Origin of the sequence: Rhodococcus pseudokoreensis, from assembly GCF_017068395.1 — a bacterium.
Lineage (GTDB): Bacteria > Actinomycetota > Actinomycetes > Mycobacteriales > Mycobacteriaceae > Rhodococcus_F > Rhodococcus_F pseudokoreensis.
In genome coordinates this window covers 6,439,674-6,461,976 of record NZ_CP070619.1, presented here as the reverse complement: position 1 = coordinate 6,461,976, position 22,303 = coordinate 6,439,674, and the positions used below count along the sequence as shown (strand labels likewise).

Below are 22,303 nucleotides of genomic sequence, written 5' to 3'. Positions count from 1 at the left end.
TGAACCCGGCTCAGGACCGGGCCGCCCAGAATCTGCGCAGTTCGACGACCAGTTCGCGTGAACGCTCGTCGGGGAAGAACAGCTTGCCGCCCCGGATCTCCACGACTTCCCGCGCACCCGGAATGAGATCACGGAGCCGGTAGGCCCACGAGGTCCGGAAGAACAGGTCCCCGGTGCCCCACACGATGAGTGTGGGCACCTCGAGCGCCGCGAGGTCCGACTCGACCGCGAGCAGGTCGCGCGGATTCAGCGACGCGATCCAGCGCTGGAAGAGCAGCGCACGGTCGCGGGTGCCGAGCAGCGGCTCGACGTACGCCGCCACGATCTCTTCCGGCAGGGAACGCACGTTCTGATACCCGGTGCCGTACAATAGATTACGAGCCCTCGTCACGTTCCTCGTCAACGGCGGCAGGATGCGGGCGAGCAGTCCGGCCCTGGCCAGCAACACGGCCGGCAGGAACGCCTTCGGCGGCACGTTGTCGTGGGTGTCGCAGTTCGTCAGCGTCAGCGTCGACAACCGGTCGGGGTGCCGGGCGGCGAAGATCTGTGCGACCGCGCCGCCGGTGTCGTTGGCGACGACGTCGACCTTCTCCAGGCCCAGCGCGTCGCAGGTGGCCGCGACGACGTCGGCCAGGGCGCCCAGCGTGAAGTCCTGATCCGGTGCGGCGGGGGTGTGACCGTGCAGCGGGAGGTCCAGGGCGATGCACCGTCGTTCGTCCTCGAGCTGACGGATCACGTTGCGCCACAGGTAGCCGGACGTGCCGACGCCGTGAATGAAGAACGCCACCCGTCCGGTACCGGAATCGAGGTAGCTGACCGGTCCACGGTCGGTGTCGACGGTCTTCCGGCGTGTGTCGAATTCCGCGAGTGTCATGCGGACCATCTCCTGCAGTCCACGGTAATTCGCGAGACTCGAGACTTCAACGGCGTCAGTCCAGCCGCCCCACCACCGACTCCGCGCTCGCGACCAGTGCGCCGGAGGCGGCGAGGGCGACCGCGGCCTCGATCTCCGGCGCTAGGTGACGGTCGGTTCCCGGCCCGGCGACATGCTCGCGGATCGTGTCCCGCACCGCCCCCGTCGCCGGCGACGGTGCGAGCGGCGCCCGCAGGTCGAGCGCCCGAGCGGCAGTCAACGCCTCGACGGCGAGGACCCGAGTGAGCCCGTCGACCGCCCGGCGCAGCTTCCGGGCAGCGGACCACCCCATCGACACATGGTCCTCCTGCATCGCCGACGACGGAATCGAGTCGACACTCGCCGGCGCCGCCAGCCGCTTCAGTTCCGACACGATCGCCGCCTGCGTGTACTGCGCAATCATGTGACCACTGTCCACACCCGGATCGTCCGCCAGGAACGGCGGCAACCCGTGGTTGCGCGCGACGTCGAGGAACCGGTCGGTGCGGCGCTCACTCATGCTCGCCACATCCGCGACCACGATGGCCAGGAAATCCAGGACGTACCCGACCGGCGCCCCGTGGAAATTGCCGTTCGACTCCACCCGCCCGTCGAGCGTCACCACCGGGTTGTCGACGGCGCTCGCCAGTTCCCACGACGCCACCCGCTCGGCGTGCGCCAGGGTGTCCCGCGCGGCACCCGCGACCTGCGGCGCGCACCGCAACGAATACGCGTCCTGCACCACCGTGCAACTCGGGTTGGCGTGACTCTGCACGATCTCGGAGCCGGCGAGCAACCGGACCATGTTCGCGGCGGCCCGGGCCTGACCGGGGTGCGGCCGCAGCGCCTGCAGATCGGGGGCGAACACCCGGTCCGTGCCGAGCAGCCCCTCCACACTCATCGCCGCCGTCACGTCGGCCAACCGCAGCAGCGCGCGCAGGTCCTCGCACGCCAGCACCAGCATGCCGAGCATGCCGTCGGTGCCGTTGATGAGGGCGAGCCCCTCCTTCTCCTCGAGGACCACCGGCGCGATCCCCGCAGCGGACAGTGCACTCGCGGCCGGCACGAGTGCGCCGTCCGCGCCGCGCACCGTGCCCTCACCGATCACCGCCAGCGCGACATGAGCCAGCGGCGCCAGATCACCGGAGCACCCGAGGCTGCCGTACTCGTGCACCACCGGAGTGATCCCCGCCGACAGCAGCGAGGCGTAGACCTGCGCGACCTCCGGCCGCACCCCCGTCCGCCCGGTGGCCAGCGTCGACAACCTCAACAACATCAAGGCCCGCACCACTTCTCGCTCGACCTCGGGACCCGACCCCGCCGCGTGCGAGCGGACCAGGCTGCGCTGCAGTTGCGTGCGCAGGGCGAAGGGAATGTGCCGGGTGGCGAGGGCCCCGAACCCCGTCGAGATGCCGTAGACGGGCTTCGGGTCCTCGGCCAGCGCCTCGATGCGTTTGCGGGTTTCCGCCATCGCCGACATCGCGTCGCGCGAGATCCGCACCGGCGCACCGTGGCGCGCCACCCGGATCACTTCTTCGGCGGAGACCGCACCGGTTCCGACCACGACACACTCTTCGGCTCCCACAACCCCAGTCTCCCCCGGGTCCGGGCGGAGAGTGACGGGATTGCGGGAGCCACGACCGTGTCTACGACCGGCCGCGGAGAGCTTCCTCGATTTCGCGTGGCGTCATCAGACGTTCGAGTTTTTCACTCGGCCACGAGGACGGACGTCCTTGCAATCGGGCTGATTCGAGTAGAGGGAGAGGGCTGCGGTCCCACCGCAGGATCGAATGAACATTCACTACCGATCACTTCCGAACACCGACTCGACAACTTTCCGATTTGCGCCATTGCATCGGCGACAGTTCGTCGCACTATTGACTCATCGCCAATCGTGCCCCTTTGGTTACACGGTTTCGATGAGGCGCGCGGAAGTGCTGGAAAACTGCAGTGTGGACGAGAATCCAGTGACCTACCGCACAGCCCTCTGGCCACAGGGCCTACCATGACGCCAAAGTAATTGTTACCTTACGTACCACCTTCCCTGACTGGAGCAGCCGATGGCAACCACCCTCGAAGCAAGCATCGACATCGACGCGACCCCGCAAGACGTGTGGGCCGTCGTCTCGGATCTCAAGCGGATGGGCGAGTGGAGCCCCCAGTGCCGCAAGATGCGCGTCCTCGGCGGCGTCGTCGAAGAGGGCACGAAAACCGTCAACATCAACCGTAAGGGCCTCCTCGTGTGGCCGACCACGTCGAAGGTCGTGACGTTCCAGCCGAACAAGGCCATCGCCTTCCGGATCCTCGAGAACCGCACCATCTGGTCGTACGAACTCGAGCAGACCGCAAGCGGAACCAAGGTCATCGAGCGCCGCGAAGCCCCGACCGGAACGTCCAAGGTGTCGCAGTTCCTCGTCAAGACCGTCCTCGGCGGCAACGAGGACTTCGAGGTCGACCTGGTGAACGGCATGAACACCACCCTCGCCCGGATCAAGTCGGCGGCCGAGGGCAAGTAGCCGGGTTGACCCTCGACCTGGTCGAGGCCTCAGCGTTGTCTGCATGGACAGACCGGACGCCGTCATGGCGAGGATCGCGCAGGGGCAGGAACGGGCAGTAGCGGGTGACCGGGAGGGCGCCCGTCGCATCTTCGAGGAGGTGTGGGACGCCCTCCAGGGCTCCGGCGACATCGCGCCGGACCCGCTGCACGTCGTCACGCTGGCCCACTACATGGCGGACGTCCAGACGGACCCCGCCGAGGAACTGCGCTGGGACCTGCGAGCCCTGGATGCTGCCGACTCCCTGACCGACGACCGCGCGAAGGAGCATCACTCGTCCCTGTCGGTCGCAGGCTTCTACCCGTCGCTGCACCTCAACGTGGCGGCCGCTCGTCACGCCCTCGGCCAGTCGGCCGAGGCGCGCCACCATCTCGATCGGGCAGCGCAGTGCTGCGAACACCTCGCGGACGACGGCTACGGACGGATGATCCGCGGGGGCATCGCCCGCCTCCGCGCCGAACTGGACGCGACTGTCGGACCGCCGGGGCAGAGTGGGCGCCGTGCTCAGCATCGGTGAACTCGCCCGCGCGTCCGGTCTATCGGTCAGCGCGCTGCGGTTCTACGACAAGGCCGGGGTGCTCACCCCGCACGCGGTCGACCCGCGCACGGGGTACCGCTGGTACACGGACCGGCAGGTGGACGCCGCCGCCCTCGTCGCCGCGATGCGCCGGGTGGGGATGCCGGTAAAGGAGATGGGCGCCGTGCTGAGCGGCAGCGACGCCCACGGACTTCTGGACCGGCATCTCGGCCGGCTCGAGCAGGGCCTGGACGACGCCCGCCGCGAACTGACGAGGATTCACCGCCTGCTCGACGCCCGAGCGGACCGAGAGTTGACGGTCGTGCTCCGAACCGCCGACCTCATCGCCGCGGTCGGTGCGGTGCGGTTCGCCGCCGACGCCGACTCGGAGTTCCCGGTACTGCGCGGCTGCCTCTTCGAGACGGACCACGACGTGCTGCGGCTCGTCACCACCGACCGCTACCGGCTGGCGGTCGGAACAGCGGCCGTGCTCGAACCGCCGGTTGACCCGATCTCCGTGGTCGTCCCGTGCACGTTCCTGGACGACGCTGCCGGGTTGCTGCGACGCCACCGCACGGTGACCGTCGTCGTGGGCGCCGACTCGATCACCCTCCGCTGCGGCTGCGAACAGCTCACCACCGGTCTCGTCGTCGGCGCCTTCCCCGACCATCGCGGCCTGTCACCCCGCGACCCGGGAATCGAACACACCTTCTCCTCGGCGACCCTGCGCGCACTCCTGGCCGACGCGGGTGACCGGGTGGATCTGGGGGTTCTCGAATCGGGCGAGATCGTCGTCGGCCACCCGGGCACCGAGCAGCCCGTCCGCTTCCACGTGCAGGTGAACGCCGGTTTTCTCCTCGAAGCCGTCGACGCGCTGCCGGGCGAGCAGTTGACGTTCCGGGTCGGTGGACCCATCACACCCCTCGCCATCCGGCCACGATCCGTTCACACATCCGACCCCGCGAGTGCGTACTCTCTCCTGATGCCGTTGCAGCCGGGAGCGCTCACGTAATCTGTGGGTGCGGCGCGATGGCGCGCAGGCAGCACGTCCGTCCGAACACAGTTAGAGGAGCCCGTGGCACGCAAGCCCACACCCCCCGGAACCCCGCAAGCCACGAGCGTCGGTCACATCGTCGACCTCGTCCGCGGAGCAGTTCCGCCCCTGCATCCGGCCGGGCTGCCCTTCGTCCTCGCACCACTCGGCGTGGCCGTCCTCGGCCGCAACCGCAAGTGGGTCCGCCGCGGAGCACTGACGTCCGCCGCGGCCTGCGCCGCATTCTTCCGGCATCCGCACCGCGTTCCGCCGAACCGTGTCGGCGTCGCAGTCGCACCCGCCGACGGGGAGGTCGCGCTCGTCGACTCCGCGGTCCCGCCGTCCGAACTCGACATGGGAACCGAGCCGCTCCCCCGGGTCAGCATCTTCCTGTCCGTGCTGGACGTGCACGTCCAGCGCAGCCCCGTCGGCGGTGAGGTGCGGAAGGTCGTCCACCGGCCCGGCAAGTTCCTCTCCGCCGATCTTTCCGACGCCAGTGAGGTCAACGAACGCAACAGCATGCTCCTGCACACCGCGGAGGGCCACGACGTCGCCGTCGTCCAGATCGCCGGACTGCTCGCCCGCCGGATCGTCTGCGACGCCAAGGTCGGCGACACCCTCCCGATCGGTGACACGTACGGCCTGATCCGGTTCGGCTCCCGCGTCGACACGTACTTCCCGGCGGGCACCACGCTGCTCGCCGAGCGGGGACAGCGGACGATCGGCGCCGAGACCGTCATCGCTCAACTGCCGTGATCGCCAACGCGAAGAAACAGCGGAGGGGACGACCCCAGCAGGCGGTGCGGCTCCTGCCGAGTGTCGTCACGATCCTCGCGCTGTGCGCGGGGCTGTCCGCGGTCAAGTTCGCGCTGGACGAGGATCTGGGAACGGCGCTGGCCATGATCGGCGCCGCCGCGGTCCTCGACTCGCTCGACGGGCGGATCGCGCGACTGCTCGACGCCACCAGCAAGATGGGCGCCGAACTGGATTCGCTCGCCGATTCCATCTCGTTCGGCGTCGCCCCGGCTCTCGTCCTCTATGTCACGCTGCTGGACGGCCAGAGTTTCGGCTGGATCATCGCCCTGATCTATGCGGTGAGCATCGTGCTGCGGCTGGCCCGGTTCAACACGCTCCTCGACGAGGACGACATGCCGGGGTACGCCAACGAGTACTTCACGGGTGTCCCGGCGCCGGCGGGCGCGCTGGTCGCGCTGGCCCCGCTGGCCGCCGCCGCGCAGTGGGGCGACGGCTGGTGGTCGTCCTATCCCGTCGTCGTGGCGTGGACCGTGTTCTCCGCGGCGCTGATCGTCAGCCGGATCCCCACGCTCGCGCTGAAGACGGTGTCCGTGCCCCCGCACATGGCGGCCGGTCTGCTCGTCCTCGTGGCGCTCGCGGCGGCGGCCCTGGTCACCTACCCGTACATCCTGCTGATCGTCCTCGTCGCGGTATACCTCGGGCACATACCGTTCGCTGTCCACTCGAAGCGGTGGGTGGCCGCGCGACCCGAGACGTGGGACATCAAGCCGGCCGAACGGCGGGCCATCCGGCGTCAGCCCGACGCTCGCGGCAGGCGGTCCGCGGCACGGCTCGGACTGCGCCGTCCCCGGGCCCGGTAGGTCGCTCCCGCACGTAGGCTCGACGGCGTGACCTCACCGGAACTCGCGCTCACAGTCCGACTGAACACCTCGGCCGCCGACGCCCGGCGCGGTGTGGTCCGGCTCCATCCGGAAGCCCTGGCCGCGCTCGGTCTGCGCGAGTGGGACGCGATCGCCCTGATCGGTGCGCGCCGCACCGCCGCCGTTGCCGGTCGCGCGCCGACCGGAACCCCCACCGGGACCGCGCTCCTCGACGACGTGACGCTGTCCAACGCCGGGCTGTCCGAGAACAGCACGGTCGTCGTGACACCGGTGACGGTGTACGGCGGGAAGACCGTGACGGTCAGCGGCTCCAATCTGGCCGTCAATTCCGTCTCCGATGTCACCCTGCGTCACGCCCTGCTCGGGAAGGTCCTCACCGTCGGCGACACGGTGTCGCTGCTCCCCCGTGATCTCGGCCCCGGAACCAGCACCGCCCCCGCGACCCAGGCCCTGTCCCGGACGTTCGGGGTCGCCTGGACGTCCGAACTGCTCACCGTGACCGGGGTCGACCCGGCCGGTGGTCCGGTAAGCGTGCAGCCCAACACCGCGGTCGGGTGGGGTGAGGGTGTGCGCGCGACGGTGACCGCGTCGCCGTCGCGGCTGCCGGCGCCGCCGGTCCGGACCGCCGAGGAGGTGCCCCCGGTCCCGGTCGACGACCTGGTCGGCGCGCACACCCAGGCGGCCAAACTCACCGAGTGGCTCGGGTTGGCACTCGACGAACCCGAACTGCTCCGCACCCTCGGGGCCTCGCCCCATCTGGGTGTCCTGGTGACCGGGCCCGCCGGTGTCGGGAAGGCGACGCTCGCCCGTTCGGTTCTCGCGTCCCGGCGGGTGGTCGAACTCGACGGGCCGAGTGCCGGCGCGCTCGAGGCGGGCTCCCGGTTGCAGCGGGTCACCGCAGCGGTCGAGGCGGTCCGCAGCGGCGGGGTCCTGTTGATCACCGACATCGACGCCCTGCTGCCGTCCACTCCGGAACCGGTGTCGGCGCTGATCATCGAGCAACTCCGCGGCGCGGTCGAGACCGTCGGGGTCGCGTTCGTCGCGACGTCGGCGCACCCGGAGTCGGTCGACACCCGGTTGCGCGGGCAGGACCTGTGCGACCGCGAACTCGCCCTCACCCTGCCCGACGGCTCCACCCGCCGGGCCCTGCTGGAACTGCTCCTGCGGAAGGTGCCCAGCGACGGCATCGCCCTCGACGCGATCGCGGCCCGCACACCGGGGTTCGTCGTCGCCGACCTCGCCGCGCTGTGCCGGGAAGCCGCCCTGCGCGCCGCGTCCCGCGCGGCCAGGAAACCCGTCGAGCCGGCGCTCACGCAGGACGACCTCCTCGGTGCGCTCGACGTCATCCGCCCGCTGTCGCGGTCGGGTAGCGAGGAACTCGCGATCGGCAGCGTCACCCTCGACGACGTCGGGGACATGGTGGAGACCAAGCAGGCGCTGACGGAAGCGGTGCTGTGGCCGTTGCAGCACCCGGATTCGTTCGCCCGGCTGGGTGTCGATCCGCCGCACGGAGTGCTGCTCTACGGTCCGCCCGGCTGCGGCAAGACGTATCTCGTTCGGGCGCTGGCCAGTTCGGGACATCTGAGTGTGCACGCCGTCAAGGGCGCCGAGCTGATGGACAAGTGGGTGGGCGCGTCCGAGAAGGCGGTCCGCGAACTGTTCCAGCGGGCACGGGATTCGGCGCCGTCGCTGATCTTCCTCGACGAGGTGGACGCCCTCGCGCCGCGCCGCGGCCAGAGTTCCGACTCCGGGGTGGCCGACCGGGTGGTCGCCGCCCTGCTCACCGAACTCGACGGCGTCGAACCGCTGCGCGACGTGGTGGTCGTCGGCGCCACCAACCGGCCCGACCTCATCGACCCGGCGTTGCTGCGACCCGGCCGCCTGGAGCGGCTGGTGTTCGTGCCGCCGCCGGACGGCGACGCCCGCCGCGCGATCCTCCGGACGTCCGGGAAGGCGGTCCCCCTCGCCGACGACGTCGACCTGAACGCCCTCGCCGACGATCTCGACGGTTACTCGGCCGCCGACTGCTCGGCGCTGCTGCGCGAAGCCGCGCTGGCCGCGATGCGCCGGAACATCGACGCCGCCGACGTCACCGCGGCCGACGTGGCCGAGGCACGCGAAAAGGTGCGCCCCTCACTCGATCCCGAGCAAGTGGCGCACCTGAAGGCCTATGCGCTGTCGCGCCCGTGAGTACTTGTTAACCGCCGGCGGTTAACAAGTACTCACGGGTCAGGACCAGCGGCCGAGCAGAGTCGCCGCGTGTGCGGCGAGGGCGGCCTGGAAGAACGGGCCGAAACTCACCCGCGCGACACCGAGCGGACCGAAGCTCGCCGGATCGTCCTGATCGGGCAGCCCGATCGCGTTGACGGGCAGCGGAAGCTCCGACGTGAGCCGCTTCTGGGTGGCGTCGTCGTGACGGCCGACGGGGTAGAGCACGTCGGCTCCGGCCTCGGCGGCGAGCTTCAGTCGCGCGATCGCCCGGTCGACACGGTCGGACTCGTCGCCCACCTGCTTCACGAACAGGTCGGTCCGCGCGTTCACGACCACGTGGACGCCCGCGGCGTCGGCGGCCTGCCGCAACCCTCCGACGAAGTCGGCGTGCTCCTGCGGCTCGCGGAGGCGTCCGCCCTCGCTGTGGACCGTGTCCTCGATGTTCAGACCCACCGCGCCCGCACCGATCAGACCCTCGATGAGGCGGGCGGGCTCGAGCCCGTATCCGGATTCGATGTCGACCGACAGCGGCAGCTCCACCGCGGCGGTGATCTGCGAGATGCGGTGCAGCAGCTCGTCGAACGTGATTCCCTCGTTGTCGGGCTTGCCGATCGAGTCGGACACCGGGTGGCTTCCGACCGTCAACGCCTGAAACCCGGCGGACACAGCCAGATTCGCGGACCACGCATCCCACACGGTGGGCAGGATGACGGGGTTGCCGGGCCGGTGCAGCTCCAGCAGGGTGGTGGCCTTCTCGTTGATCGACGTCATAGGGGGCTCCTCGCCTCGGGGTATTCGATCGGAGTCGTTCTCGGGCACGCCTTCGGTGCCAACACCGGGTTCGCCATTTCCATTCCTACCCGCTCGAGTACCGTGAGCAGATGGACTTCCGGGAACCCCTGTCGGCCGCGGCTGCTCTCGCGTCCGGCGCACTGGCCGGGTTCGTCCTCACCAATCCGCGCAACCGGGCGTGGACGATCAACGCCTCGGATCGCGAGATCGACCGGTGGATCAGCAGCCAGCCGACCGGTGTGGTGGTGGCCCTGGTTCTCGCCGTCATCGCGGTCGGCGGTCTGCAACGGTCGGGCTCCCGACGGGTGTCGTGGCTCCTGGCCGCGGTGTGCGCGGTCATCCTGATCGGCGCGCGCTGGGCAGTGCCCGGCGCCGGCGGCGTCGACACGCTGATCGCCCTGCACTTCGCCAAGACCGCGACCGCCGGATTCCTGCTGGGCGCGGCGGTCGCCGCGGTGTGGGGTCGCTGGGCGTCGCAGCTGGCGCTGACGCTCGGGGTCGCGGGCGCGTTCCTCCTCGCGAGTGTGCAGAAACTGCCGCGCGGCGACGCCGCGTATGTCGAACCCGCGAGCATGAGCACGTCGGCGATCGGCGAACCTCCGCAGTGGCTGCTGATCGGCGTTCTCGTCCTCACGCTCGCGTCGGCGGTGCTGGCGCGGTCGCAGTTCCGGGTGCAACGCCCCGAACGGAAGACCCTGCTGACCGCGCTGGTCGGGGCCCTGGGACTCGCGCTGCTCAACCGGCTGCTCGGGGCGTGGATCGACGATCAGGAATTCGGCGAACCTCTGACGGTCTGGCTGATCGTGGCGTTCTCGCTCGCCGTGATCCTGGGAGTCACCGCGCTGATCGGGCGGGGGTTCCCCGGGATCGACGGACACTTCCTCCTCGCGGCGACTGGGGCCACCGCCGCGGCCGTGCTCGTCCTCGACGACCTCCGGACCCCGCGGGTGACGACGCCCGCGCCGGCGTTGCTGGCGGTCGGCGTCGTCACCCTCGCCGCGGGAATGGCGGTGGCGGTCAGGGTTCCGCCGAAGTGGCGACGGCCCGGGTGGGGTCTGTGTCTCGCCGCCGTCGTTCCGCTGGCCGCCACCATCTCCCCCGACTTCGGCAACGACGGCGTCGCGCTCCTGCTCCGGCTGGCGGTCCTGGGCGGCGGGACGGGTTTCGCGCTCGCCTCCGCGCTGCCGGGTTCGGCGCCCGTCGCGGTGCTCGGTCTGGCGCTGCCGTTCGCGTCGCTGGTGTTTGTCGCGGCGACCACCGTCCCCCGCAGCCGGGTGGTCTACTCGGGTGCGCCCAGCGAACACCGTCTGCCGTCGTCGCCGGCCTCGACCGCCGCGTCCGACCATCTCGCCGGTGTCGCGATGCTGCTCGTCGTCGCGTTCTGTGTCTACTCGCTCCGTGAGCGCCACAGTGCACCGGAGGGCACCGCGCCACTCACCTAGTCGAGGAGGCCCAGCGACTGCAGCCGGCGGAACACGAGCATCGATCCGGGCGCGACGTCCGGCATCGCCGCGTATTCGTCGACGGTGAAGTACCGCAGTTCGGCGATCTCACTTGTCGGCCGCGGCTCGGTGCTCAGTTCGGCGAGGAAACAGGTCATGTGCAGGTCCGTGCCCTCGGGATGTCCGTACGCGGGCGCCTCGAAGACCCCTAGGCGTTCGAGGGTCCCGTCGACGATTCCGGCGTCGAGTTCTTCCCGGATCTCGCGGTGCAGAGCCTGTTCGGCGTTCTCGCCCGGGTCGATCTTGCCGCCGGCCATGTAGAACGCGGTCTTCCCCGTCGAACGCGTCTGCAGGAGTTTGCGGTCACGGATGTGGGCGAGCGCGGCGGTTCGGATCTCGGCTGGCACCGACCCAAGATAGATCAGGCGGGCACGCACCCATAACCACGCACCCATAACCACGCGCCTATAACACAGTGCGCCCCATTAGTCCGATTTGCCGCGATTGTGGGTCCGAATAACCGACCCAGTAGGATGTACCCGTAGCCCAGTTCGCTAGCTGAGCGAACGGTCTACACGACTCGGTTCGTTTCGTTCCGACACCCCGCCGCCCGCTGACCCCCGACGGAGTGCCTTTTGCTTGCTGTTCTGCTCGCCCATGCCGTTGCCGCCGTTCTGGCTCCGCTTGTGGTGCGCAAGTTCGGCCGCAACGGTTTCTATCCCCTCTCCCTCGTCCCGCTGGTGTCACTCGGATGGGTGATCGCGAACTGGGGCACGGTGCAGACCGTGTCCGTCGAGTGGGCCCCGGGCCTGTCGATGGACCTCGACTTCTGGTTCGATCCGCTCGCCGCGATCATGTCGGTGCTGGTGCTCGGCATCGGCACGCTGATCCTGGTCTACTGCGCCCGCTACTTCACCGACGACGAACCCCGTCTCGGCATCTTCGCCGCCGAGATGGTGGCGTTCGCCGGGGCCATGTTCGGGCTCGTCGCCAGCGACAACATGCTGCTGCTGTACATCTTCTGGGAACTGACGACGGTCCTGTCGTTCCTGCTGGTCGGGCATTACGCCGAACGCGCCTCCAGCCGCCGGGCCGCGACGCAGGCCCTGCTCGTCACGACCGCGGGTGGTCTGGCGATGCTCGTCGGCATCATCATCCTCGGCCAGGTGAGTGGCACGTACAACCTGTCCGAACTGATCGAGGTCGCACCTCGCGGCTGGCTCGCCGGGGTCGGCATCGTGCTGGTCCTCATCGGTGCGCTGTCGAAATCGGCGATCGTCCCGCTGCACTTCTGGTTGCCCGGCGCGATGGCCGCCCCGACCCCGGTCAGCGGCTATCTGCACGCCGCGGCGATGGTGAAGGCCGGCATCTACCTGGTGGCCCGGTTGGCGCCGGGTTTCGCCGACGCGGCGCCCTGGCGGTTCACGATCATCACGCTCGGCCTGCTGACGATGGTCCTCGCCGGGTGGCGGGCGATGCGCGCCTTCGACCTCAAACTGGTGCTCGCGTTCGGCACCGTCAGCCAGCTCGGTTTCATGATGGTGCTGGTCGGTCTCGGCACCCGCGACGCCGCGCTCGCGGGCATGACGATGGTCGTCGCCCACGCGATGTTCAAGGCCGCGCTGTTCATGGTGGTCGGCATCATCGACCACACGACGGGGACCCGCGACATCCGCAAACTCGCGCACCTCGGCAATCGTGCGCCGGCGCTGATGGTGTTCGCCGCGCTGGCCGCGGCCAGCATGGCCGGGCTGCCGCCGTTCCTCGGGTTCGTCGGCAAGGAGGCCGCGTTCGACTCCCTGCTGAGCACGACCGTCCTCGCCGACCCGGCGCGGATTGCCACCGTCGGCGTCGTCGTGCTGGGTTCGATCCTGACGCTCGCCTACAGCGTGCGCTTCATGTGGGGCGCGTTCGGCCGCAAGCGGCTCGCGCGGCCGAGCCCGGCCGTGCAGGGCATGCACGCGCCCGGACCGTTGTTCCTCGCCGCGCCTGCCGTTCTCGCGGTGCTGAGCCTGGTGGCGGGACTGGCGGCGCCGCAGCTCGAGAAGCTGCTGACGCCGTACTCGCGCACCCTGCCCGCGGAGGCCGCCACCGACTACCACCTCGCGCTGTGGCACGGCGTCAACACCGCGCTGCTGCTCACGCTGCTCGTATTCGCCGTCGGCACCGCGCTCTTCGTGGCGCAGCGCTGGGTCAACCGGTTGCGGTTCGAGCATCCCCCGCTCGGCAACGCCGACCGCATCTACGACGCGACGCTGCGTGGCATGGACGCCCTGTCGATGCGGCTGACCGGCGCCACCCAGCGCGGTTCGCTGCCGCTGACCCAGGCGACCATCCTCGGGACCCTGGTGCTGGTGCCGCTGGTGCTGCTCGTCGTCGGCACCGACACGGGCGCCGACGTGCGCCTGTGGGATTCGCCGGTGCAGTTCGTGATCGGACTGATGATGGTGGCGGCCGCACTCGCCGCGACCGTGATGCGCAACCGTCTGGCCAGCGTGATCCTCGTCGGTCTCAGCGGCTACGGCTGCGGTGTTCTGTTCGCTCTGCACGGCGCCCCCGACCTTGCGCTCACCCAGTTCCTGGTGGAGACGCTGACCCTCGTCATCTTCGTCCTCGTGTTCCGGAAACTGCCCGCCGAGGTGGACGAGCGCCGGGCGATCGGATTCAAGATTCCGCGGGCGCTTCTGGCGGTCGCGGTCGGTGCCACCATCACCACGATCGGCGCGTACGCCATCAACGCGCGGAACTCGATGCCGATCTACGAGCAGCTCCCCGACGCGGCTTACTACCTCGGCAACGGCAAGAACGTCGTCAACGTCCTGCTCGTCGACATCCGCGCCTGGGACACGCTCGGCGAGATCTCGGTGCTGCTCGTCGCGGCCACCGGTGTCGCGAGCCTGGTGTTCCGCAACCGCCGCTTCGGCAGCGCCCCCCGGGTGGCCGACGCCCCCGCGGTGGCGGCCGAGTCTTCGGCCTCGCATTCCGAGACCACGTGGCTGCTCGGCGGCGACCTCATCGATCCGAAACACCGCTCGCTCGTCCTCGAGGTGACGACCCGGTTGATCTTCCCGACCATCATGGTGCTGTCGGTGTACTTCTTCTTCTCCGGCCACAACGCACCCGGCGGCGGTTTCGCCGGCGGCCTCACCGCCGGTCTGGCACTGGTCCTGCGGTACCTCGCGGGCGGGCGGTACGAACTCGGCGAGACCGTCCCGATCGACGCGGGCAAGATCCTGGGGCTCGGGCTCACGCTCGCCGCGGGCACCGCGCTGGCGTCGCTGTTCCTCGGCGCCCCCGCGCTCTCCTCCGCGGTGTTCGAAGTGACGCTACCGGTGATCGGTCACGTCAAGATGGTCACCGCCCTGTTCTTCGACCTGGGTGTGTACCTCATCGTGGTCGGACTCGTACTCGACGTACTCCGCAGTCTCGGGGCACGTCTCGACGCACAGGTCGAGGTGAACCAGTAATGAGCGCGAACCTCGGATTTCTCGTCATCATCGGCGTCCTCGTGTCCGCCGGCGTCTACCTGCTCATCGAACGCAGCATCACCCGCATGCTGCTGGGGTTGCTGCTGTTCGGCAACGGCATCAACCTACTCATCCTCACGTCCGGTGGGCCGGACGGCAATCCGCCCATCGTGGGCCGCGAGTCCATTCACGAGTCGATGGCCGACCCGCTGGCTCAGGCGATGATCCTGACGGCGATCGTCATCACGATGGGCATCGCCGGCTTCGTGCTCGCACTCGCGTACCGGTCGTTCAAGATCACCACGCAGGACGCCGTCGAGAACGACCCCGAGGACACCAAGGTCCTGCGGCGCCGGTCGCCCGCCGAGGCCCCGGACCGCGACCGCTCCGACGACCCGGTCACCGGCGAGCCGAGTTTCAGCGGCGACGCCTTCGACAAGGACGGAAACCCCATTCCCCTGGACGAACTGAAAAACCTCGAAGACCTCGAATGCTACGAAGACCTGCACGACGGTGACTTCGACGACGACGAGGACATCGACAAGGCCGGGATCGGGGAGAAGTCGTGACCATTTCCCCGCACGTCATCACGGCGCTCGCGCCGCTGCCCGTCCTCGTCCCGATGCTCGCCGCCGCGGCCACGCTGGTGCTCGGCCGGCGTCCGCGGGCCCAGCGGATCATCACGCTCGTCGCGTTGATCGGCGTTCTCGTCGTGTCCGGTCTGCTGCTGTTCCTCGCCGACCGCGACGGGACGACGGCCGTTCAGGTGGGTGGCTGGGATTCGCCGATCGGCATCACGCTGGTGGTCGACCGACTGTCCGCGATGATGCTGGTGGTCTCGTCCATCGTGCTGCTCGCCGTCATGGCGTATGCCGTGGGTCAGGGTATCCGCGACGGCAGCGAGGATCAGCCCGTCTCGATCTTCCTGCCGACGTATCTGGCGCTGACGGCGGGCATCTCCAACGCGTTCCTCGCCGGCGACCTGTTCAATCTGTACGTCGGTTTCGAGGTGCTCCTCGCCGCCAGTTTCGTGCTGCTGACGCTGGGCGCGAGCGCCGATCGCGTCCGCGCGGGTGTCTCGTACGTGATGGTGTCGATGGTGTCCTCGCTGATCTTCCTGGCGGGCATCGCATTCGCCTACGCGGCCACCGGCACCCTCAACCTCGCCGACATGGCCACCCGCCTCGACGGCATCCCGTCCGGCACCCGCACCGCCATCTTCGGCGTGCTGCTCGTGGCGTTCGGCATCAAGGCCGCGGTGTTCCCCCTGTCGACGTGGCTGCCCGACTCCTACCCCACCGCGCCGGCCCCCGTCACCGCCGTGTTCGCCGGCCTGCTCACCAAGGTGGGTGTGTACGCGATCATCCGCGCGCACACGCTGCTCTTCCCGGAGGGCGAACTCGACAACGTGCTGATGGTGTGCGGCCTCCTGACGATGCTCGTCGGCATCTTCGGTGCGATCGCGCAGAGCGACATCAAACGTCTGCTGTCCTTCACCCTGGTCAGCCACATCGGATACATGGTGTTCGGTGTCGCGCTGTCCACGCAGTCGGGGCTCTCGGGTGCCATCTACTACGTGGCCCACCACATCCTCGTGCAGACCACCCTGTTCCTGGTTGTCGGTCTGATCGAACGCCAGGCCGGGTCGTCGTCGCTGCGGCGGCTCGGCGGGCTCGCCGCGGCCAGCCCCGTCCTGGCCATCGTGTTCCTCATCCCGGCCCTCAACCTCGGTGGTATTCCCCCGTTCTCCGGGTTCATCGGCAAGGTTGCGTTGTTGCAGGCCGGCTCGGCGGACGCGAGCGTGCTGGCGTGGATTCTCGTCGCCGGCGGCACCGTCACCAGCCTCCTCACCCTGTACGTCGTCGCACGCGTGTGGACCAAGGCGTTCTGGCGGGCCCGCGCCGATGCCCCCGAGGGCGACCTCGCGGACGTCAGCCCGTCGGCGCTGCTCGACGAGTCCGAGGCCGACATCGCATTCGACGACCGCGCCGACGTGGGCCGGATCCCCGCGATGATGCTGATCCCCACCGTCGCCCTCGTCGCCGTCGGGCTGGCGATGACGGTGTTCGCCGGCCAGATCATCCAGATCAGCGATCGCGCGGCGAGCGATCTGCAGAACCGGTCCATCTACATCGACGCCGTCCTCGGCGGTCACCCCGGCGGCGAAGCGCAGGAGGCACCGCGATGAAACGCGAGAGACTTCTCCAGTTCGGCGCGTTGCTGTGGCTGATGTCCGTATGGATCCTGCTGTGGGGCAACGTCAGCTGGGGAAATATTCTCGGCGGACTCGCCGTCGGCGCGCTCATCATGGTGCTCATGCCGCTGCCGCGGGTGCCGGTGGAGGGCCGGGTGCATTTCCTGCCGCTGCTGCGGCTGGCCGTGATGTTCGTGTACTACTCGATCCAGTCGAGCCTCCAGATCGCGTGGCTCGCACTCCGGCCCGGCCCCCCACCCGTCACGGGCGTCCTGCGGTACCAGCTGGGGATCAAGTCGGACCTGGTGCTGACGCTGTGCATCGACGTCCTGAACCTCATCCCCGGGACCATGGTCCTCGAGATCGACCAGGTCCGGCGGATCGTCTACGTCCACGTCCTGGACATGGGCTCGCAGAAGGCGGTCAGCCAGTTCTACCGCACCGTCGCGCAGTTGGAGCGGTTGTTCATCGAGGCGTTCGAACGGGACTCCGACTGGAAACCGAGCCCCTGGCACAACCGCGACCAGCAGTACGACGACCCCGCTCAGGAGGGCAGCTCATGACAGTCGTATCGGTCATATCCGGAATCATCCTGGTCGTCGCCGGGGTGCTGACGACGTTCCGGCTGCTCGACGGTCCGAACTCGCTGGATCGCCTCGTCGCCCTCGACACCCTGATCGCGCTCGCGATGTGCGGACTCGCCGTGTGGGCCGCGTACACCGGCGACACGACGATCGTGCCCGCCATCGTCGCGTTGTCGCTGGTGGGGTTCATCGGCTCGGTGTCGGTGGCCCGGTTCCGGGTGAGTGACAAGTCGTGACCACCGTGCTGAACGTCATCGGGGCCACCCTCATGCTGTGCGGTTCGCTGCTCGCGCTGACGGCCGCCATCGCCATCGTCCGGTTCCCGGACACCCTGCGCCGCATGCACGCCGCCACCAAACCGCAGGTGGTCGGTCTCATCATGGTTCTCGCGGGCGCCGTCCTCGAACTGCGCGGCAACGTCGACATCTGGATGCTGATCCTCGTCGGCATCTTCACCCTGTTCACCGCGCCGGTCATCGCGCACAGCGTCGGCCGGGTGGCGTACCGGGAGCAGCGCGATCAGGACGGGCTGCTGATGATCAACGAGTTGGAGCCACCAGAACATCCGTGACCGCCGCCTTCGCGCCGCTGCCCCACCGTGCGAGCGCGGTGTCGGGCCGGGCGAAGAACGTCGCGTAGAAGCCGAGACTCATCGCGGCGAGGGCACCGAGAACGAGCGGCCCGGACACCTCGGGGAATCGGCCCATCGGCACTGCGAGGTAGCGGTAGCTGAGCAGCAGTCCCGCCAGCACCAGCGCGCCGCCGCCGACGAGGCGAACCCGGAACCAGCCCCACCCCCGTTCGGGGTCGCGGAGCGCGGATTCGATGGTCAGGCACAGGACGGCTCCGGCGACCAGGTCGACGCCGTAGTGGTAGCCGAACCCGAGGGTCGCGGTCAGTGTGCACACCAGCCAGAACGTGCCGCCGAGCCGCAGCCACCAGGCGCCCTGCCTGGAATGGATGAACAGCGCGAGGGCCCACGCCGTGTGCAGGCTCGGCATGCAGTTGCGCGGGGTCGTCGAATCGAACGACAGGGGTTCGGGCACGAAATCGGGTGCCGGGACGAGGTTCGGCCAGTAGTCGCTGACCTGGAACCCCTGACCTTCGGTGCCGAACGCGAAGATCGGACCGACCACGGGGAACAGCACGTAGAACACGGGACCGACCAGACCGATCAGCAGGAACGTGCGCACCAGGTAGTGCGAGGGCCAACCGTTCCGCAACTGGTAGACGGCCACGGCAATCGCCGCGACGGGAAGTTCGATGTAGACCCAGTGCAGGATGCCGTACCCGACGGGACCGAGCGCGTCGACGAACTGCCCCATGTGCCACGACGGGCTTCCCAGCGCGTGATCCGCGAGCTGGGCGAACTCGTCGAGAACCATCGGCCCGGCCATGATCGTGACCTGCAGCCAGGCGTCGCCGAACTTGGTCGCGAGAATCAGCAGCGCACCCAGCCCGACACCTTTCAGGGCGCTGCGCCGCTGTTCGCCGGTCCACCGGACCGCGGCGTAGACACCGACCGCGGTGAGTACCCACGTCGCGCCGTTCCCGACGGTCAGCGGGCCACCCGACAGGTAGCGCACAGCGGCGACCATCACGTCGATGCCCGCAGCCGCGGACAGTGCGACGACCCGTTGCCGGTTGCTGAGCCCGACCATCGCGAGCGCGAGGCCGGCCCACGGAACGGACGCCGACTTGGGGGTCAGGACGTAATCGCGGAACAGGCTCTCCAGAGGACCCTGGAAACCCTGGACGGACGCGACCAACTGGACCACGACCAGCAGGATCGCCACCCCGAGCGCCCCGCCCGCAACGAACATGCGGTAACGATCGACGGGCCCACCCGGCCGTACAACGGCAACATCGTCGATCGACACCCGCCAAGTGTAAACAACACGTGAACGGCAAGTGGACGAGTGTCCTGCCCGAGACCGACTTTCAGGCCCCGAGCTCCTTCACCAGCGCATCGACGACGGCCACCAGGTCACCGCCGGTGGCCTCCGCGACCTGACGTTGCCGCTGGTAGGAGGCGCCGCGTCGGGGAATCTCGGCCACGGCGGCCAATTCGTCCGCACAGCCGAGACGGACGGCGGTCGGCGCCAGCTTCTCCAGCAGGTCATTCAGGTCGTCGGTGACGAGCCGCTCGTTGCTGTCCTCGTCGAGAATGATCTCGGCGTCGAGCCCGTACCGCGCGGCCCGCCACTTGTTTTCCTTCACGTGCCACGGCTGCAGGTTCGGCAGGTTCTCGCCGGCCTCGAAACGCCGGTCGAGATCGACGATCAGGCAGTGCACGAGCGCGACGAGAGAACTGAGTTCGGCGCGGGTGGAGATCCCGTCGAAGACGCGGACCTCGATGGTGCCCCACCGCGGCGCGGGCCGGATGTCCCAGTGCATCCCGCCGATCTTGGTGATCACCCCGGTCTTCATCTGGTCGCTGATGAAATCCTCGTACTGCGCCCAGTTCGCGAACTGGTACGGCAACCCCGCGGTGGGGAGTTGCTGGAACATCAGGGCGCGATTGCTCGCGTACCCCGTGTTCACTCCCGCCCACATCGGTGACGACGCGGACAGCGCGAGCAGATGCGGGTACCGCTGCAACAACGCATTGAGGATCGGGAACACCTTCTGCGGCGAAGACACCCCCACGTGGACGTGCACACCCCAGATCAGCATCTGACGGCCCCACCACTGGGTGCGCTCGATCAGCTCGTCGTAATCCGGTGTCCGCGTAACCAATTGGGTCGACCACTGCGCGAACGGGTGCGTGCCGGCGCAGATGAGATCGACCCCGAGCGGGTTCGCCGCCCGCCGCAGCAGGTCGAGCGACTCGTCGAGGTCGTCCATCGCCTCACCGACGGTGGAGTGGATGCCGGTGACGAGTTCGACGGTGTTGCGCAGCAACTCCTTGGTGATCCGCGGATCCTCCGGACCCGCGAGATTCGCGACTGCGTCGAACACCTCCGCGGCCGTGTTCGAGAGATCCCGCGTGACCCTGTCGACCAGCGCGATCTCCCACTCGACACCCAGTGTCGGCCGCGGCGAACCGGGAAAGGGAACTACCACGGTTTCGATCCAACCACAGGCCGCAGCTCGCGGCAGCGCGCCGACACCCCGGCCGCAGCCGGGGTGTCACGCGACTCAGCTGGCGCCGATAACACCGCAGGCCACACGAGAGCCTGCGTCACCGGTGTTCAGGGTTTCCTGATCGGGAGCGGGCGCGTAACGGGTGGGGATGTTCGCGAAATTGTCGGGACCCGAGTGGATCATGACCGCGGTGCCGCTGTCGCCGTTCTTCAGGTCCTCGACCGTGAAGGCGTCGGTGGAGGTGACCAACTCGGCGGTGCCGTCCTCCAGCACCTGCAGCGACGTGAGGTCACCGCTCGCGGGGTGCCCCGAGTGGCCCGCGGCCTGGAAGTGCCCGCCCGCGGACAGGAAGTTTCCGGGTGCACCGCCGGTCGGTGCCACGGAGTTCGTCTCGCACTTTCCGACGGAGTGCACGTGGAACCCGTGGAATCCGGGCGTCTGGTCCTTCACGGACACGGTGACCTCGACGTGACTTCCCGACTGCTTGAACGTGGCGGTACCCACGTTCTCGCCCTCCGCGTTCTTCAGCGTCGCGGTGAGCGCGCCGCTTTCCGCGTGTTCGCCCGAACCGCTCTCGGCATCGCCGGGAACGCCTGCGGCACTGGGATCGGCGGCGCCGGTCCAGACGGGAGGAGTGGTGCCGGGAACGTCGGTCGGCTCCTCGTTGTTACTGCAGGCGGTCAGTCCGAGTGCTGCAATGGCCACCACCGGGGTGACAATGCGCCAGGACATCCGACGGGTAGAACTCGAGGCCATCAAACCGCTCCTTTGAGGTGGCGAAGAAGTGCACCTGATCATAACCGCGGCGCCGGTGCACCGACCGTCCGGTCTACTGCGCGGAAGTGACGATGACGACCACACCGGCAGACGAATTCGCGATTCCCGGGAACTTCGGCTCGGCCGACACCCCCAGTTGCGCCGCGATCTCGGTGGCCGCTTCCTTCTCCGCGGCGGAAGTGCCGTAGTACACGGTGGTTTCGGAGATGGTGCCGTCGCTGTAGTTGCCGGTCTCCGACACCGTCCACCCCGAGGACATCAGTTCGGTGGCGGTCTGGCTCGCGAGACCCGTGACGTTGCTGTTGTTGAGCACCCGCACCGGCACCGACGCCGCGTCGGCTGCCTTCGTGGTGCTGGACGCACCGGACGTCGTGCTCGCCGCGGAAGCGGAGGCACCTCCCGCTCCGGCGGCCGTGGTCGGACGGGCGGCGGTGGTCGTGGCAGCCGTCGAGGTCGTGACGGTGGCTGCGGTCTCCTCCGAGTCCGAACCTCCGAGCGAGGCGAACCCGAGACCCGCGAAGAGAATCGCGAGGGCGATCAGCACCATCGCGAGGGCACGTAACGGCGGGCCGGACGATTCGGGTTTCGGAGTACTCACGATGTCGACCTTAGCGACCGGTTGCTACGTGACGTCGAACCCGAGGCGACGGGCCGCGCGGGCCTTCTGCCTGCTCGCGCGCAGCCGTCGCAGGCGCTTCACGAGCATCGGGTCGGCTGCGAGTGCCTCCGGCCGGTCCACCAGCGCGTTGAGCACCTGGTAGTACCTGGTGGCGGACATGTCGAACAGATCTTTGATCGCTTCTTCCTTCGCGCCGGCGTACTTCCACCATTGGCGCTCGAAGGACAGGATGTCGTGCTCCCGACGCGAGAGACCGTCGTCGTTGCCGACGTCGTCGACCCCTACGGAAGTGTCGCCGTCGATGCGCTCGGACTGGTTCCGACTACGCGCTGTTGCGCCGTCCATCTCACTCCTCGACTACTAGCTCTCGCCCGACCTCAGCGAAACCACGTTCCCCCGGCTCCTCGATCGCGTGGCCGACCGAGCAACGAATTACACAGCTGTACTTCAGCGACTATTCAACCACGACGAACGCCGCAGGCAGTGCGAACGGCTC

General features: G+C 68.9%; 22 protein-coding genes. 13 read left to right on the top strand and 9 right to left on the bottom strand.

Annotated features, from left to right (window positions below; all coding sequences use genetic code 11):
• Positions 1-10 precede the first annotated feature (10 nt).
• Together JWS13_RS34610 and hutH are read right to left on the bottom strand one after the other, a co-directional pair.
• Complete coding sequence (locus tag JWS13_RS34610) at positions 11-874, bottom strand: alpha/beta fold hydrolase (protein ID WP_206009932.1); 864 nt, start codon at positions 872-874, stop codon at positions 11-13.
• Between the two features lie 55 nt (positions 875-929).
• Positions 930-2,477, bottom strand: coding sequence for a histidine ammonia-lyase (gene hutH, locus JWS13_RS34605; RefSeq protein WP_206009931.1), 1,548 nt, complete (start codon positions 2,475-2,477; stop codon positions 930-932).
• Positions 2,478-2,952: 475 nt separating this feature from the next.
• Here hutH and JWS13_RS34600 point away from each other — a divergent pair, with 475 nt between their 5' ends.
• From JWS13_RS34600 to JWS13_RS34575, 6 genes are all read left to right on the top strand, one after another.
• The gene (locus JWS13_RS34600; protein ID WP_206009930.1) at positions 2,953-3,408 is read left to right on the top strand and encodes an SRPBCC family protein; all 456 of its coding nucleotides are present in this window, start codon (positions 2,953-2,955) and stop codon (positions 3,406-3,408) included.
• Positions 3,409-3,451: 43 nt separating this feature from the next.
• Positions 3,452-3,964: a hypothetical protein gene (locus tag JWS13_RS34595; RefSeq protein WP_206009929.1), complete on the top strand. Its 513-nt coding sequence runs from the start codon at positions 3,452-3,454 to the stop codon at positions 3,962-3,964.
• Positions 3,939-4,976 carry a DNA polymerase III subunit beta family protein gene (locus tag JWS13_RS34590; protein WP_206009928.1) on the top strand — a complete coding sequence of 346 codons (1,038 nt, stop codon included), beginning with the start codon at positions 3,939-3,941 and terminating at the stop codon, positions 4,974-4,976. Before JWS13_RS34595 ends, JWS13_RS34590 begins: the two co-directional genes overlap by 26 nt.
• Positions 4,977-5,039: 63 nt before the next feature.
• Positions 5,040-5,753: a phosphatidylserine decarboxylase gene (locus JWS13_RS34585; protein ID WP_206009927.1), complete on the top strand. Its 714-nt coding sequence runs from the start codon at positions 5,040-5,042 to the stop codon at positions 5,751-5,753.
• Entirely contained in the window at positions 5,750-6,613 is an 864-nt protein-coding gene (gene pssA / locus JWS13_RS34580; protein ID WP_206009926.1) for a CDP-diacylglycerol--serine O-phosphatidyltransferase, read from the top strand. The genes JWS13_RS34585 and pssA overlap by 4 nt, the downstream gene beginning before the upstream one ends.
• 27 nt (positions 6,614-6,640) lie before the next feature.
• Positions 6,641-8,824: an AAA family ATPase gene (locus tag JWS13_RS34575; protein ID WP_206009925.1), complete on the top strand. Its 2,184-nt coding sequence runs from the start codon at positions 6,641-6,643 to the stop codon at positions 8,822-8,824.
• Between the two features lie 39 nt (positions 8,825-8,863).
• Here the strand turns inward: JWS13_RS34575 and JWS13_RS34570 are convergent, their stop codons facing one another.
• Positions 8,864-9,616 carry an isocitrate lyase/PEP mutase family protein gene (locus JWS13_RS34570; RefSeq protein WP_072948457.1) on the bottom strand — a complete coding sequence of 251 codons (753 nt, stop codon included), beginning with the start codon at positions 9,614-9,616 and terminating at the stop codon, positions 8,864-8,866.
• A 110-nt stretch (positions 9,617-9,726) separates the two neighbouring features.
• On the opposite strand from JWS13_RS34570, the gene JWS13_RS34565 reads away from it, so the two are divergent.
• Entirely contained in the window at positions 9,727-11,079 is a 1,353-nt protein-coding gene (locus JWS13_RS34565) for a hypothetical protein (RefSeq protein WP_206009924.1), read from the top strand.
• Here the strand turns inward: JWS13_RS34565 and JWS13_RS34560 are convergent.
• A complete protein-coding gene (locus JWS13_RS34560) occupies positions 11,076-11,534 on the bottom strand; it encodes an NUDIX hydrolase (RefSeq protein ID WP_206009923.1) in 459 nt (152 codons plus the stop codon). The two genes, JWS13_RS34565 and JWS13_RS34560, sit on opposite strands and share 4 nt — an antisense overlap.
• A 180-nt stretch (positions 11,535-11,714) precedes the next feature.
• On the opposite strand from JWS13_RS34560, the gene JWS13_RS34555 reads away from it, so the two are divergent.
• The 6 genes from JWS13_RS34555 to mnhG are packed head-to-tail and all read left to right on the top strand — an operon-like array spanning position 11,715 to position 17,895.
• Positions 11,715-14,546, top strand: a complete 2,832-nt coding sequence (locus JWS13_RS34555) for a Na+/H+ antiporter subunit A (RefSeq protein WP_206009922.1) — start codon at positions 11,715-11,717, stop codon at positions 14,544-14,546.
• Complete coding sequence (locus tag JWS13_RS34550; RefSeq protein WP_124396030.1) at positions 14,546-15,115, top strand: Na(+)/H(+) antiporter subunit C; 570 nt, start codon at positions 14,546-14,548, stop codon at positions 15,113-15,115. The genes JWS13_RS34555 and JWS13_RS34550 overlap by 1 nt, the downstream gene beginning before the upstream one ends.
• The gene (locus tag JWS13_RS34545; RefSeq protein WP_206009921.1) at positions 15,112-16,734 is read left to right on the top strand and encodes a Na+/H+ antiporter subunit D; all 1,623 of its coding nucleotides are present in this window, start codon (positions 15,112-15,114) and stop codon (positions 16,732-16,734) included. The genes JWS13_RS34550 and JWS13_RS34545 overlap by 4 nt, the downstream gene beginning before the upstream one ends.
• Positions 16,731-17,303, top strand: a complete 573-nt coding sequence (locus JWS13_RS34540; RefSeq protein ID WP_206009920.1) for a Na+/H+ antiporter subunit E — start codon at positions 16,731-16,733, stop codon at positions 17,301-17,303. Before JWS13_RS34545 ends, JWS13_RS34540 begins: the two co-directional genes overlap by 4 nt.
• Positions 17,300-17,560, top strand: a complete 261-nt coding sequence (locus JWS13_RS34535; protein WP_005251754.1) for a monovalent cation/H+ antiporter complex subunit F — start codon at positions 17,300-17,302, stop codon at positions 17,558-17,560. The genes JWS13_RS34540 and JWS13_RS34535 overlap by 4 nt, the downstream gene beginning before the upstream one ends.
• On the top strand, positions 17,557-17,895 hold the full coding sequence (gene mnhG, locus JWS13_RS34530) for a monovalent cation/H(+) antiporter subunit G (RefSeq protein ID WP_206009919.1): 339 nt from the start codon (positions 17,557-17,559) through the stop codon (positions 17,893-17,895). Before JWS13_RS34535 ends, mnhG begins: the two co-directional genes overlap by 4 nt.
• Here the strand turns inward: mnhG and JWS13_RS34525 are convergent.
• The 5 genes from JWS13_RS34525 to JWS13_RS34505 form a co-directional block, all read right to left on the bottom strand.
• Positions 17,864-19,147: a phosphatase PAP2 family protein gene (locus tag JWS13_RS34525; protein WP_206011856.1), complete on the bottom strand. Its 1,284-nt coding sequence runs from the start codon at positions 19,145-19,147 to the stop codon at positions 17,864-17,866. The two genes, mnhG and JWS13_RS34525, sit on opposite strands and share 32 nt — an antisense overlap.
• A 118-nt stretch (positions 19,148-19,265) precedes the next feature.
• On the bottom strand, positions 19,266-20,390 hold the full coding sequence (locus tag JWS13_RS34520; RefSeq protein ID WP_206009918.1) for a glutamate--cysteine ligase: 1,125 nt from the start codon (positions 20,388-20,390) through the stop codon (positions 19,266-19,268).
• A 75-nt stretch (positions 20,391-20,465) separates the two neighbouring features.
• Positions 20,466-21,167 carry a superoxide dismutase[Cu-Zn] gene (sodC, locus tag JWS13_RS34515; protein WP_124396025.1) on the bottom strand — a complete coding sequence of 234 codons (702 nt, stop codon included), beginning with the start codon at positions 21,165-21,167 and terminating at the stop codon, positions 20,466-20,468.
• Between the two features lie 73 nt (positions 21,168-21,240).
• Positions 21,241-21,786 carry a LytR C-terminal domain-containing protein gene (locus JWS13_RS34510; protein ID WP_206009917.1) on the bottom strand — a complete coding sequence of 182 codons (546 nt, stop codon included), beginning with the start codon at positions 21,784-21,786 and terminating at the stop codon, positions 21,241-21,243.
• A 24-nt stretch (positions 21,787-21,810) separates the two neighbouring features.
• Positions 21,811-22,152, bottom strand: coding sequence for a DUF3263 domain-containing protein (locus JWS13_RS34505; protein WP_206009916.1), 342 nt, complete (start codon positions 22,150-22,152; stop codon positions 21,811-21,813).
• Positions 22,153-22,303 lie beyond the last annotated feature (151 nt).